The sequence below is a fragment of the Streptomyces tatrensis genome, from assembly GCF_049310065.1.
Lineage (GTDB): Bacteria > Actinomycetota > Actinomycetes > Streptomycetales > Streptomycetaceae > Streptomyces.
Window position 1 is genome coordinate 395,193 of sequence record NZ_JBMDLB010000011.1, and the last position, 12,984, is coordinate 408,176.

Consider the following 12,984-nt stretch of genomic DNA (forward strand, 5'->3'; position numbering starts at 1 on the left):
GGCGAAGGTCCCGGCCGGGCGGGTCGTCCGGTACTCCGTTCGCGACCATCGCCGCTGGTCAGTGCCGTACGCCGGGCTGTCCACTGGAAGGAGGCCCGCGAGCAGGGAGAACGTCGTGTCCGTGTCCGAAGAGAAGCGAGGGTTCTGCACCCTCTGCAAGTCGCGCTGCGGCGCGATCTTCACCATCGAGGACGGCCGGCTGACCGGCGTCCGGCCGGACCCCGACCATCCCACCGGCACGGCGATGTGCCCCAAGGGCCGCTCCGCCCCCGAGATCGCGCACAGTACGAACCGGCTGACCACCCCGCTGCGCCGGACCCACCCCAAGTCCGACCCGGACCCGGGCTGGGTGCCCGTCTCCTGGGACGAGGCGATGGAAGAGATCGCCGAGAAGATCGGGGCGATCGCCGCCGAGAGCGGCCCCGAGTCGGTGGCGTTCGCCGTGGCCACGCCCTCGGGAACCATGGTGTCGGACGCCACCGAGTGGATCGAGCGCTTCGTACGCCTCTTCGGCAGCCCGAACACCGTGTACAGCGCGGAGATCTGCAACTGGCACAAGGACTTCGCACACGCCTTCACCTTCGGCTCGCCGATCCCGCCGCCCGACTACGCGAACGCCGGCCTCGCCCTCCTCTGGGGCTTCAACCCGGCCAAGACCTGGCTCGCCCAGTCCGCCGCCCTCTCCGCCGCCCAGGCGACCGGCACCAAGCTCGCCGTCGTGGACCCGCGCCGCTCCACCAGCGCGCTGCGGGCCGACCACTGGCTGCGGGTCCGGCCCGGCACCGACGCCGCGCTCGCCCTGGGCCTGGCCCACCTCCTCATCGCCGACGAGGGCTACGACGCGGCATTCGTCCGCGCCTGGACCAACGGCCCCCTCCTGGTCCGCGCCGACACCGGACGTTTCCTGCGCGCGGACGAGCTCCCCGGCACACCCGAGGAGGGCAGGGGCTTCGCCGTCTTCGACGAGGAGACCGGCCTGGCCGAGGCGTACGACTCCGCACGCACCGCCGTCCGCCCGGAGCGCTTCGCGCTGCGCGGCACGCGGGCGGTCGCCCTCCCCGACGGCTCGGTCGTCGACTGCGCGCCCGCCTTCGAGCGGTACGCCGCCGCCTGCGCGGCCTGGACTCCGGACCGGGTCGCGGCCACCACCTGGATCCCCGAGCGGGAGATCCGCGCCCTCGCCGCGGAGATCGCCGCCGCGCCCTCGGTCACCTACTACGGCTGGACCGGAGTGGGGCAGAGCGCGAATGCCGCCCAGACCGAGCGCGCCCTGGCCACCCTCTACGCGCTGACCGGCTCCTACGACGCCCCCGGCGGCAACCATGTGGTCCCCGCCCCGCCCTACAACCCGGCCGCGTCCTTCGACCAGTTCGCCCCCGCGCAGCGTGCCAAGGCCCTCGGGCTCGACAAGCACCCGCTGGGCCCGCCGGCCTTCGGCTACATCAACTCCGGCGACCTGTGCACCGCCATCGAGACGGGCCGCCCCTACCCCGTCCGCGCCCTCGTCGGCTTCGGGTCCAACCTGGTCGTCGCGCAGCCCGACTCCGACCGCACGGCGCGGGCGCTGGGCGTGCTCGACTTCCAGGTCCACCTCGACCTCTTCCACAACCCGACCAGCAGCAGCGCCGACATCGTCCTGCCGGTCAACAGCTCCTACGAGCACGAGGCCCTGCGCTTCGGCTTCGAGGTCGGCCACCGGGCCCAGGAGCAGGTCCAGCTCCGGCCCCGGATGGTGGAGCCGCAGGGCGAGTCCCGCAGCGACACCGAGTTCGTCTTCGACCTGGCCTGCCGTCTGGGCATGGGCGCCGACTTCTTCGACGGGGACATCGAGGCGGCGTGGAACTGGCAGCTCGAACCCCTCGGCCTCACCGTCGAGGAGCTGCGCCGGCAGCAGGGCGGCGTCCGGGTGCCCCGCGAGGAGGCCTACCGCAAGTACGCCGCCCCCGTAGCAGGCGACGCGGACACGGTCACCGGCTTCGCCACGCCCACCCGGCGCGTGGAGCTGTACTCCGAGCGGCTGCTGGAGCACGGCTACCCGGCGGTGCCCGAGCACCACGACCCCACGCCCACGGACGCCGCGTACCCGCTCGTGCTGACCTGCGCCAAGCACGGGTACTTCGTCCACAGCCAGCAGCGTTCCCTCACCTCGCTGCGCCGCCGGGCCACCGACCCCTCCGTGGACCTGCACCCGCGTACCGCCGCCGCCCACGGCATCGGCGAGGGCGAATGGCTGGAGCTCGCCACGCGCCTGGGCTCCATCCGGCTGCGCGCCCGCTTCGACGACTCCCTGCACCCCTCCGTCGTCGTGGGCGAGTACGGCTGGTGGCAGGAGGCCACCGACCTCGCCCTCCCGGGCGCCGACCCGACCGCCGCCACGGGCAGCAACTTCAACCGGCTCATCGACCACACCGAGACCGACCCGCTCAGCGGGTCGGCGCCGATGCGGGCGGCCGCCTGCCGGATCGGCCCGGTTCCCGGAGACGGCACCTGGACCGGGACCCGCCCCTTCACCGTGACGGCCCTCACCGAGGTGAGCCCCGGCATACGCGCCCTGCGGCTCGCTCCTGAGGACGGCGGAGCCCTGCCGGACCACCGGCCCGGCCAGCACCTGACCGTCCGCGCCGAGAACCGGGACGGCACCGTCCAGGACCCGGCCGACGGCCGCAGCTACTCCCTCACCGGACCCGCCCTCGCGGCCGGCCGCACCGACTACGGGCTCGCCGTACGCCACATCCCCGGCGGAGCCTTCTCCACCCGGATCCACGAGGACCTCGAGGTCGGGGACCGGCTCCACCTGGCGAGCCCGGGAGGCGTCTTCGCCATCCCCACGCACACCGGCAACCCGGTCGTACTGCTCGCAGGCGGCATCGGCATCACGCCGTTCCTCAGCTACCTCGAAACCCTCGCCGCCACCGGCGGCACGGTCCCCGAAGTCGTCCTGCACTACGGCAACAACAACGCGGCCGACCACCCGTTCCGGGACCGGCTGCACGCACTGGCCGCCCTGATACCGGCGCTGACGGTCGTCGACCACTATGCCGCTCCCGGCTCGGAGGACGTCCTCGGCCGCGACTACGACCGCGCCGGGTTCATCACCGTCGACGACATCGACCCCGGCCTCATCGCCCGCCGTGCCCGCTTCTACATGTGCGGACCCCAGCCCATGCTGGACGCCCTGACCGGCGCGCTGATCGCGCGCGGTGTCCCCCGCTTCGAGGTGTTCAGCGAGAAGTTCCGCCCGGCCCGGCGGGAGGTGGCGGTGCCCGACGATGCCGAGTACACCGTCACCTTCGCCCGGTCCGGACGCAGCGCCACCTGGCGCAAGAACGACGGCCCGCTCCTCGCCCTCGGCGAGGCGGCCGGGGTCACCATGCCGAGCGGCTGCCGGGTCGGGCAGTGCGAGAGCTGCGCCTGCACGGTCCTCAAGGGCACGGCGGCCCACCTGGTGACCCCCTCGGAGGACCTGCCCGACACCGACGTCCTGACCGGCCAGTCCCTGCCGACCTCGGACCTGGTCCTCGACCTCTGAGCCGGATCCGGAGCCGGAGCCGTCAGGAAGAAGTGCTCGCGTCCTTCTCCTCCAGCCCCTCCAGGCTGTCCATGAAGGAGGAGACGGAGAACACCGCGCGCCCGGGGCCGGCCGGGCCGTAGCCGGGCGGGGAGCTCAGGCCGAACTCCTCCAGCGTCGCCCGATAGGTCTCCAGCAGGCGGACGTGGTACTCGAGGGGCGCGCCCAGCGGATTGGCCTTGCCGAGCGGAGTCGTCGGCTCCGGGCACCAGGTGGTGAAGCGCGGGACGACGCCGTGCGACATGAAGAACCGCAGGCCCTCCTGGGTGGACGCGATCGCCTCGCTCACCTTGGTGAACCCGAAGGGCTCGGCCATCTCGATGCCCGCCACGAAGTTCGGGATCACGTTGCGCGGCCCGAACACCTCGGTGGAGTCCAGGATCCTGCGGTGCCATTCGTCGCGGCCGACGTAGCGCTCCTTGCCGGGGCAGTGGAGCTTGAACAGGTACTCGTCCCACACCTCGAAGTTGGGGTGGTAGATCTTGATGCCGTGGTCGTGGAAGCGCTGCACGGCGTCGCGGGGCAGGGCCTGGGCGACGACCTTGCCGGTCCAGCGGCCGGGGAAGCGCTCCTCGATGGCCTGGGCGTACTGGCCGTAGAAGTCGGCCTCGTCACGGCCGCCGACCTGGGAGGTGATCGAGCCGCCCGTGAGGGTGTAGGCCCGGGAGATGCCCGCCGTGTCGTACCGGTCGATGATCTCCAGCGCCTCCAGCACCTCGTCGACCGGCTTCACACCGGTGTAGGGGCGGCCGGCCGCCTTGTGCTGGCGCCAGTTGTGGTTGATGTCGCAGAACTGGCACTCCTCCTTGGCGCCGAAGTACTGGCACACCCGGAAGACCGTCAGGTAGATGAGGTAGCCCCACTGGATGGTCGGCGCGACCTCCATCACCGACTTGCCGTTCGACAGCTTGTGCCGGTAGTACTCCGGCATCGGCGGCAGGCCGACGTCGGCGATCCGTGCGCCGTCCAGGTACAGGCCGAGCGCGCCGTCCTCCCCGCCGCGCACCACGTACGGGGAGTCCGGGTTGACCCGTACGGAGACCACGGTGCGGCGCAGCTCGTACGGGCCGCCCGTGAGCACGATCTCCTCCGGCGGCCGGTTCAGCGCGGCGGCGCCGAGCTCCGGGAGGGTGCGGTGGTCGAAGGAGAAGATGAAGTACGACTTCGGTTTGACGTCGCCCGAAGCCCCGTCGGCGCCCCCGCTGAGCGCGGACTCGTCGAAGGCCATGCCGCCCCGCAGGAGGTCTTCCTTGATCACGGCTTCCCGGGGCACGTGCGGGAAGCGCCCCATCAGGTCCTCGATCAGCGCGGTACGGCTGGGACTCTCCATCTGCGGCTCCATTCCAGGCTCTTGCCGGGCCGCGGCGGTCCGCCCCCTTGGCGTTCCGCGCGGCACGGCGGTGATCTCACTGTAATCAGCGCGCCCGGGCCCCGGCGCAGCGCCTCCTCGGCGCCTCCTCAGGGCGTCAGCTGGTACTCCGGGAAGTTGCCCGGGAGCCGTTCGGCGGCGGGCCCGTGGGTGACCGCGCGGACCAGGAGTTCGCCGCCGACGAAGGCGCCCCGCCAGGAGGCGCCGAACCCGCCGAAGAGCTCCTCCCGGTCCCCGCGCGAGCGGGGCGTGCCGTGGCCGGTCTTGAAGGCGCGGATCTGGGGTGCGAGGCGGTCGAAGGTGGCCGGGGCGTCGGTGGAGAGGGTGGCGACCAGGGCCCCGTTGGAGGCGTTCATCGCCGCCAGCAGCTCGGCATCGGTGTCGACGAGCACGATCGTGTCCACCGGGCCGAAGGGTTCCGCGTGGTACAGGGGCGAGGAGGCCGGCGGGCTGAGGAGGGTCAGCGGGGCCACGTAGGCGGAGGTGTCCTGGCCGGGCAGGAAGCGGGCCGGGTCCAGCGTGCCGCGGAAGAGTGGGATGGCGCCGCGGTCCACGGCTTCCGCGGCGTGCTCGGTGAGCTCCTCGGCCTTGGCGGCGTTGATGAGGGGGCCGAAGTCCAGCTCGGGCAGCGGGTCGTCCGGGTGCGCGACGGCGAGGGGGTGTCCGGTGCGGACGGCGGAGACGGCGGGGAGGTAGGCGGCGAGGAAGGCGTCGAAGGCGGTGCGCTGGACGACGAACCGGGGGTAGGCGGTGCAGCGCTGCTTGCCGTAGTCGAAGAGCTTCGGGATGGCGGCGCCCAGCGCGGGCCAGTCGGTGTGTTCCCAGATGCCCCAGGTGTTGAGGCCCTCCTGTTCGAGGATGTGGCGTTTGCCGAGGTCGGTGAGGGCGGTGGCGATGCGGGCGCCCGTGTCGCGGCCGCCGACGAAGGAGACGCAGCCGATCTCCGGGGAGCGGACGAGTGCCTCGGAGAGTTCGCCGCCGCTGCCGCTGACGAGGGTCACCGGGATGTTCTCGCGGTGGATGAGGGCGCAGGCGAGGGTGAGGCAGGCCAGGCCGCCGTCGGTGGGGGTCTTCGCGATGACGGCATTGCCCGCGAGGGCCTGCACCAGCATCGCGTGGACCAGGACGGACATCGGGTAGTTCCAGCTGGCGATGTTGGACACCGGGCCGTCGAGGGGGGTCCGGCCCTCCAGCATCCTGTCGATGTGGTCCACGTACCAGCGCACGCCCTCGATCGCCCGGTCCACGTCCGCGCACGCGAGGCGCCAGGGCTTGCCGATCTCCCACACCAGGAGCAGGGCGAGCAGGTCGCGGTGTTCGGTGAGTGCGTCGAGGGCGGCGGTGACCCGGGCCCGGCGCTCCGCCGGCGGTACCTGCCGCCAGGCGCGGTGCTGGTCGAGGGCGGCCCGTACCGCCTTCGTCGCGGTGCCCGCGTCTAGCCGGGGCGGGCCCGCGATCGGACTGCCGTCCACGGGGCTGGTGGCGGGCAGGGCGTGGCCGTCGCTCTGCCAGGCGCCGGCCCAGAGGTTCAGGACGCCGTCCTCGCGGAAGGCCTCCGGGGCGGCGGCGAGAGCGCGCCGCCAGGCATCGGCCCAGGCCGTGCCGGGCTTGAGGACGAGGGCCTGTCGTCAAACTCCCGTCGTCGCCCGAAGGGCGGCCGCGCGGCGTCTGGTGCGTGCTCTCGGCGTGCCGGGCGGAAGCCCGCGTACTGGACGTACTTGGCTTTCGCCCGGTGCGGCGAGAGCACGTGCCAGACGCCGCGCGGCAGACGGGAGTTTGACGACAGGCCCTCGGGGGGTGGGCTGTGCCATCTGTGATTCTCCGCTCAACGACGGGCGGGGCGGGGGAGGCTCGCGCGCAGGGCTCCGGCCGCGGGGCGGCGGTGGCCGTGCGCGCGAGGCCGGTGGTGGTGGGGTGGGTGGAGGTGACGGTTCGGGACGGTTGCTCCGACCGTACGTACCGCCGGTGCGGCATCCGTGCTCTCAGGCGTCGGCGGCGCGTCGCGCCCCCGTGCGCGCCGGGATCGCCGCGGGGTGAGCGCCATGGGTGTGACCGGGCGCCGAGTCCAGGGTTCCGCCGAGGGCGGCGCGGGCCGGGGTCAGGGCGTCCGCCGAGGGCCCCGTGATGATCCAGCGCTCTCCGACGAGGTACGTGCCGCCGTACTGCCGGGACTCCGCCAGCCACGCGGCTCGGCCCTGGGCCGTGCTGAAGGTGGCCATCCGGAAGGCCCGTCCCTCCACCGCGCAGGCGCCCTCGCGCACCTCCTGCGCGTCGACCGTCACCTCGGGGCTGCAGCCCAGGGCGGTCGCGATCCGGTCCAGTGTCTCGGGGGCGGGGGCGGGGGCGGGGGCGGGGGCCGGGGACGCCTCCCGCCCTCCGCCCGTACCGCCCGTGCCCGCCGTGCAGGCCGCGCTGAGGAAGGCGGCGAGGAGGAGGGCGGCGAGCACGGCGATCGCGCGGGGCACCCGGGGCGCCGCGTCTCCCGTGTCGGGCACGGCCGGTCAGCCCGCCGCCGGGATCTTCTTGCCCGCGTCGTCCACCGCGAACCAGAGGCCCTGCAGGCCGTGTCCGTTGGTCTGGCCCGGTGCGGTGTCTCCGGTGAAGAGGTAGACCGGCCAGCAGTCGATCGTCAATTGACGGGTTCCGTCGGGTCGTTCCACGGATCCGACCAGCCCGGCGGGAATTCCGACGGCCTTTTCCGCTTCCACGGGTGCGGCCGGTTTCCACGTGTTCAAACAGGCGTCGAGGCAGCCGAATTTCATCGGCCAGGCGCTGTCCTTTCCGAACCGGTAGAGGGTGCGGCCCTGGGCGTCCACCATGAGCTTTCCGAGTTTCGCGTCGTTCACGGCGGAGAGCGGCGCGGATTCTTTTCCGGTGCCCGCAGCCTTTCCGGTGCCCGCAGCCTTTCCGGCGTCCACCGCCTTCTTGCCGTCCGCCGCCAGCGCGTGCCAGGTGCCGCCGACGCCCTCGCCCTTCGCGTCGCCCGGCCGCGTGTCCTTCGCGTACCGGTACACGGGCCACCCCGCGAGCGTGAGCTGGCGGCTGCCGTCGGACCGCTCGACCGAGCCGAGCAGCCCGGCGTCGATGCCGGCCGGGGCCTGGGCGCCGTCCGCCGGGACGGCGGGCCAGAGGGTGGCGCAGGCGTCCTCGCAGTTGGACCGGGGCGGCTGAGCGGTGTCCATGTCGAACCGGTAGAGGGTGCCTCCGTCCACGTCCGTGACCACGCTGCCGACCTCGGGGATCTCCCGGACCGCCAGCTTTCCGGCCGGGGCCGGATCCTCGTCGGTGAGGTCCGAGCCCGACCCCGCCCCGGCCTCGGCGTCGCCCTCGGCGTCGGCCTCCGCGTCCGCGTCCGCATCCGCTTCCGGCGCCGCCCCGTAGCCGTTGCCGTTGCCGTCTCCGGCGCCGTGGCCCACCGCCCGTTCCGCTCCCGCCGCCCGGACGGTCACCGTACGGGCGTCTCCGTCCTCGCTGCCGCATCCCGACGCGAGCAGAAGTACCGTCAGCACCGATCCGGCGGCGGCCGTGGTCGCCCGGTTCCTGTTGCCCATGGTTCTCTCCTTCGGTTTCCATCCGGCGCGCTTCCGTCGGAACATTCATAAGGTCTGCGGGAGCCACCGCATTCGATGGCGCGGGAATTTGTCAGATCACGCCAAAGCGTGAACTCATTCCTGGATGCGGAGCGCGAGAGCCGGGCAACGACGCACCGCTCGCAGTGCTTTCGGCCGCAAGGGGCCGGGGACCGGCATGACGCCGCGCGCCGGATAGCCGTCCTCGTCGAGGCGCACGACATCGGGCAGCAGGTCCACGCAGAGGCCGTGTCCCTTGCACAACGTCCAGTCCACGACGAGCCGTTCGGGGCTCTCGTCCGCGGGCAGCGGCAGGGCTCCCAGCACGCGGCGTCCGCAGCCGCTGCCGAGCGCGTGGTCACGGAACTCGTCGGGGAAGACGGCGAGCGCGGAGGCCACGAACGAGGACGTGCCGTCCGGGTGGGAGCAGGCGCCCCGGCCGCGCACCCCCCGCATCCGGGCCTGTACCGCGTCGAGGGCCGCCCCGCCCCCACCCGCCACGAGCCGTTCCACGGCGTCGGCGAGCGAGGGCAGGCCCCGCACGCACGGACCGCACTGGCCCGCCGATTCCCGTGCCATCCAGCGCGCGACGCGGGCCACCTCGCCCGCCGGGCACGTGTCCTCGGGGAGCGGCAGTACCGCGCCGGCGCCCAGTACCGCGTCGTAGGCCGCCAGGGACTTCCGGGAGATCAGCGCCTCGCGCGCCGCCCCCGGGTCCAGCCAGCGGCCGTGGAAGCCGCCGACCAGCACCCCCTGTCCGGGCACCGTGCCGCACAGGTCCAGTACGTACGCCAGGGACGTGCCCAGGGGTACCTCGACGACGGTCGTTCCGGCGACGGTCAGCAGGGTCGTACCCGGTTCGTCGGGCAGCCCCGCCGTGCCGTACGCGGGCGCACCGAGGCGGGCGGCGACGGCGAGCTGTGCGTAGGTCTCCGCGTTGGACAGCAGGGTGGGCAGGCCGCCGAGTCCCCGTTCGCTGGTCCGCGTCCGGTGGCCGGAGGGTAGGGCGGCGCCGCCCTCCAGGCCGTTCACGAGGGCGCTGCCCTCGCCCGTGACGAAGCGTTCGGGGAGGCGGACGACGCGCACGCGCCGCCCGGCCGGGCCCCGTTCGGCGACGGCTTCGGTGAGCGAGCGCTCCACGTCGGGCCGGGTGACGCCGACGACCACGTCCTCGGCGCCGAGCACGGCGGCGGCCACCAGCGCGCCGTCGAGCACGAGGTGCGGCACGTAGAGGAGCAGCGCCGCGTCCTTCATGCAACTCGGCTCCCCCTCGGTCCCGTTGACCACCACGGCGCTGCGTCCGTCCTGCCCTCTCGCGGACCGGATGACGGCCCGGAGCTTGCGGGCGAAGGGGAAACCCGCTCCCCCGCGTCCGCCGAGGGCGATCCCCTCGGCGAGTTCGACGAGCTCCTCGGAGGAGTAGCGGGGCAGCGCGCCGTGCACGCTCAGATGGCCGGCCCGGTCCAGCCGCTCGGCGGCGTCGAGTCCGGCCAGCAGTCGGGGCCCTCCCACGCAGCCGAGGGCGGGACGCGTCCCGTCACCGCCGTTCACCAGCCGCTCCGTACGCCGTCGAGCGGCTCGGGCGACGGCGAGCCGGACCGCGGCGGGACGGACGGCGGGACGCGCGGACCCGCGGACGGATCCGCGGCCCGTTCCGGGCGGGCCGGGAACACCGTGGCCGCCGGCTGCCGGGTCAGACGTGCGGTCAGCAGCTCCGCCGCCCACTCCGCCGGCCTGCGCACGAAGGGCGCCGGCCGGTTCGGCGGCGCCTGCCCAGGGGCCCGGGAAGGTACGGACGGCGCGTGCGGCGGGGACTGCGCCGGTGGCGCGGCCGGTGCGGCCGGTGCGCCGGACGGCCGAGCGGCGGCGAGCGTACGGAGCTTCGCGCGCAGCCGCAGCGCCAGCAGGCCGGCGACGGCGATCAGGCACAGGGCGTAGCCGGCGGTCACCCACCCACTCGCGGCGCGACCGGACTTGAGCCCGTGCACCAGCGAGGCTCCCCAGGCCGGGTACGCACCCATGTGCAGGGCCCGCCACCACAGCGAGCGCCCCCGGGTGGCGAAGGCACCGCGGACGGCGCCGGAGACGGCCACCGCGACGAACCCGTAGCCGGCCAGGCTGCCGAGGCCGATGAGCAGCGGGCGCTGGCCGTCCGCGAAGGGCAGGACCACGGCGGCGGCGTCGGTCCGGGACCGCGCGACCTTGATCCACACGTGCAGGATGAGGAACCCGAGTCCGGCGACGGCCAGACCGCGGTGCGCTGCCTGGGCGACGAGCCGGTGCCCGGAGGCGAGCAGTCTGCGGTCGGTGGCCGCCAGGCCCCACAGGACGGCGCCGGTGAGGGAGACCAGCGAAAGCACTCCGGCCGCGTGGTCGAGGAAGTCCCACAGCCGGGTCAGTGCGCCGGCGCGGGCCGCCACGAGCAGGGCGGCCAGGGCGGCGAGGGCCGCCGCGCCCAGAGCCGCGGGGTGCGGCCCCCCGGCGGCGGACAGCAGCGGCGGACGCCGCACCGCCCGCCGGCCGGAGGCGCTCGGGGTCGCGGGCATGGCGGGCATCGCGGGTGTCGACGCCGTCGGGGAGACGGCTGCGGACACCGGCCCGGACGGCGCTCCGGCATGGCGCCGGGTACGGCCTCTCGTACGGCGGGCCCGGTGCGAACGACCGGGCGGGCGGGGCTGGAGCAAGGGCATGTGGTCTCCCATACGTCCGGACCCGAGCACTTCCACCTCGCGCTCGGCGCCCGGGGGTCGACGTCGCAACCACTCCTCGGCGGGCGGGAGATGGGCACCTGACCCACCGGGCCGGCCGGGAGCGGGGGCCGGAGTGCAGAAGCATCGTGGAGGTATGCAAGTCCTCCACAGGATTTATCGAAACGTGATAATTTCTGGCCCTCGCACAGCCATCGCATCGAACATCCCCGGAAGATTCCCTTCCAGTGGTGCGGTTGCGACGGGGTTGACACCTGATCCGCCGCCGCACCTCCCCGACGGCGATCGAGCCGATGCCGCGGGACTGCGGGCTTGCCACCGTCCCACGGGGCAGGCCATACCCCGGCTTGAACGAGGTAACAATGTGCGAACTTCTGAACCGCATCTGGTCCCGCCCGCGGGGCGAGTGGACCCGGGTCCTGCGCAAGGAACTGCCCACGCTGGCGGCGGGGATGGTGGAGGAACTGCGGGAGACCGTCCCCGGATTCTCGGCGCTCGTCGAGGACATCGGCGACGAGGTGGTCAGACGGAGGATGGAGGGCGCCCTGCTCACCGCCCTCGGCTACCGCGAGGGTGCCGGCGCCGCCGGGTGTACGGAGGCCGGCGCCGCCGACGGGGCCGACGCGGCCCGCGCGCAGGAGCCGTCGGATTTCCACGCGCAGCCCCGGTCCGGCCCCGGACCCACCACCACGGCGGCGGCCGCGGCCTTCGAAACCGAACACGCCCGGCCCCACCCCCACGCACACCCACACCCACACCCACACCCACACGTACACCCGCACCCGGACCCGGCCCCACACCCGCACCCGGACCCACACGCGGTCTTCCGCGGCGGGGAGTTGCCACCGCTCCAAGCGGTGCCCTTACAACGGTTCGGCTCGGTCCGTGAGCACGCCCGGCGCGAGCTCTTCGCCCTGCTCACGGCAGACACCGCGCACCGCGAAACGGTCCTCGCCGAACTGGCCGAACTGGCCGGACCGGCCGGCTGGCCGCTCCCCGTCGCCGTACGGGCGGTCGCCCTGGCCTCGCCCGGCGAGACCCAGCAGCTCGCGGCCCTCCTCGACGACTGCCTCGGCGGAATGGTCTCGGGCCAGCCGTGCCTGCTCGTCCCCACCGCGGACCCGGAGGCCCGTACCGCCCTGGACGGCGCCCTGCGCGGCCGGCTCGCCGTGGTCGGACACCCGGTGGCCCCCGGCGACACCTCCTCCTCCCTGCGCTGGGCGGTACGCCTGCTCGCGCTGGTCCCGGCGCAGGCCCGGTCCGGCCCCGACGCCCGGACCGTCTTCGTGGACGACCACCTCTCCACGCTGTTGCTGCTCCAGGACGAGCCGCTCGCCCACGCACTCGCCGCACGCTGGCTCCGGCCGCTGGCGGACCTCACCCCGCGTCAGAGCGAGCGGCTCGAAGTGACCCTGCTCGCCTGGCTGGAGGGCGGCGGAGCGCCCGAGGCGGCCAAGGCGCTGAGCGTGCACCCGCAGACGGTCCGCTACCGGATGCGCCAGCTGGAGAAGCTCTTCGGTCCCGGCCTGCGGGACCCGCGCACCCGCTTCGAACTGGAACTGGCCCTGCGCAGCCGCCGGTTGATGGCTCAGGTCCGGCTGCGCCCGGTCCGGGGAGGACGGCGGTCGCGCATGGTGCCCGCCGACTTCCGCCCTTCCCCGGGCGACGGCCGCATCGCGCGCGTCAACGGGCTCTAGGGACGGAGGAGAAGGGACAGAGGGGAAGAGACGGACGAGGCGGTGCCGGCCCCGGAGCATTGCTCCGGGGCCG

Annotated in this window: 8 protein-coding genes; 2 read left to right on the plus strand and 6 right to left on the minus strand. The window is 74.0% G+C overall.

Annotated features, from left to right (window positions below):
* Nucleotides 1-115: 115 nt before the first annotated feature.
* Nucleotides 116-3,529 (plus strand): molybdopterin-dependent oxidoreductase, encoded by a 3,414-nt coding sequence (locus ACODT5_RS17495; protein WP_422520226.1) that lies wholly within the window; start codon nucleotides 116-118, stop codon nucleotides 3,527-3,529.
* Between the two features lie 22 nt (nucleotides 3,530-3,551).
* On the opposite strand, the gene ACODT5_RS17500 is transcribed toward ACODT5_RS17495, so the two are convergent.
* The 6 genes from ACODT5_RS17500 to ACODT5_RS17525 all read right to left on the minus strand — a co-directional run bounded on the left by ACODT5_RS17500 (nucleotide 3,552) and on the right by ACODT5_RS17525 (nucleotide 11,052).
* Nucleotides 3,552-4,898, minus strand: coding sequence for a radical SAM protein (locus ACODT5_RS17500; RefSeq protein ID WP_422520227.1), 1,347 nt, complete (start codon nucleotides 4,896-4,898; stop codon nucleotides 3,552-3,554).
* Nucleotides 4,899-5,026: 128 nt separating this feature from the next.
* A complete protein-coding gene (locus ACODT5_RS17505) occupies nucleotides 5,027-6,409 on the minus strand; it encodes an aldehyde dehydrogenase family protein (protein ID WP_422520228.1) in 1,383 nt (460 codons plus the stop codon).
* Between the two features lie 510 nt (nucleotides 6,410-6,919).
* Nucleotides 6,920-7,432 (minus strand): hypothetical protein, encoded by a 513-nt coding sequence (locus ACODT5_RS17510; RefSeq protein WP_422520229.1) that lies wholly within the window; start codon nucleotides 7,430-7,432, stop codon nucleotides 6,920-6,922.
* A 6-nt stretch (nucleotides 7,433-7,438) separates the two neighbouring features.
* Nucleotides 7,439-8,488, minus strand: coding sequence for an SCO0930 family lipoprotein (locus ACODT5_RS17515; RefSeq protein WP_422520230.1), 1,050 nt, complete (start codon nucleotides 8,486-8,488; stop codon nucleotides 7,439-7,441).
* 114 nt (nucleotides 8,489-8,602) lie between these two features.
* On the minus strand, nucleotides 8,603-10,057 hold the full coding sequence (locus ACODT5_RS17520; RefSeq protein ID WP_422520231.1) for an NADH-ubiquinone oxidoreductase-F iron-sulfur binding region domain-containing protein: 1,455 nt from the start codon (nucleotides 10,055-10,057) through the stop codon (nucleotides 8,603-8,605).
* The gene (locus ACODT5_RS17525) at nucleotides 10,054-11,052 is read right to left on the minus strand and encodes a hypothetical protein (protein WP_422520232.1); all 999 of its coding nucleotides are present in this window, start codon (nucleotides 11,050-11,052) and stop codon (nucleotides 10,054-10,056) included. Before ACODT5_RS17525 ends, ACODT5_RS17520 begins: the two co-directional genes overlap by 4 nt.
* Nucleotides 11,053-11,576: 524 nt before the next feature.
* Here ACODT5_RS17525 and ACODT5_RS17530 point away from each other — a divergent pair.
* On the plus strand, nucleotides 11,577-12,911 hold the full coding sequence (locus ACODT5_RS17530) for a PucR family transcriptional regulator (RefSeq protein ID WP_422520233.1): 1,335 nt from the start codon (nucleotides 11,577-11,579) through the stop codon (nucleotides 12,909-12,911).
* The last annotated feature ends 73 nt before the right edge of the window (nucleotides 12,912-12,984 follow it).

Excerpts from the sequence above, each read along its gene's own strand:
- ACODT5_RS17500 (WP_422520227.1), bottom strand. The coding sequence starts at position 4,898 with ATGGAGAGTCCCAGCCGTACCGCGCTGATCGAGGACCTGATGGGGCGC.
- ACODT5_RS17525 (WP_422520232.1), bottom strand. The coding sequence starts at position 11,052 with ATGCCCGCGACCCCGAGCGCCTCCGGCCGGCGGGCGGTGCGGCGTCCG.
- ACODT5_RS17515 (WP_422520230.1), bottom strand. The coding sequence starts at position 8,488 with ATGGGCAACAGGAACCGGGCGACCACGGCCGCCGCCGGATCGGTGCTG.
- ACODT5_RS17530 (WP_422520233.1), top strand. The coding sequence starts at position 11,577 with ATGTGCGAACTTCTGAACCGCATCTGGTCCCGCCCGCGGGGCGAGTGG.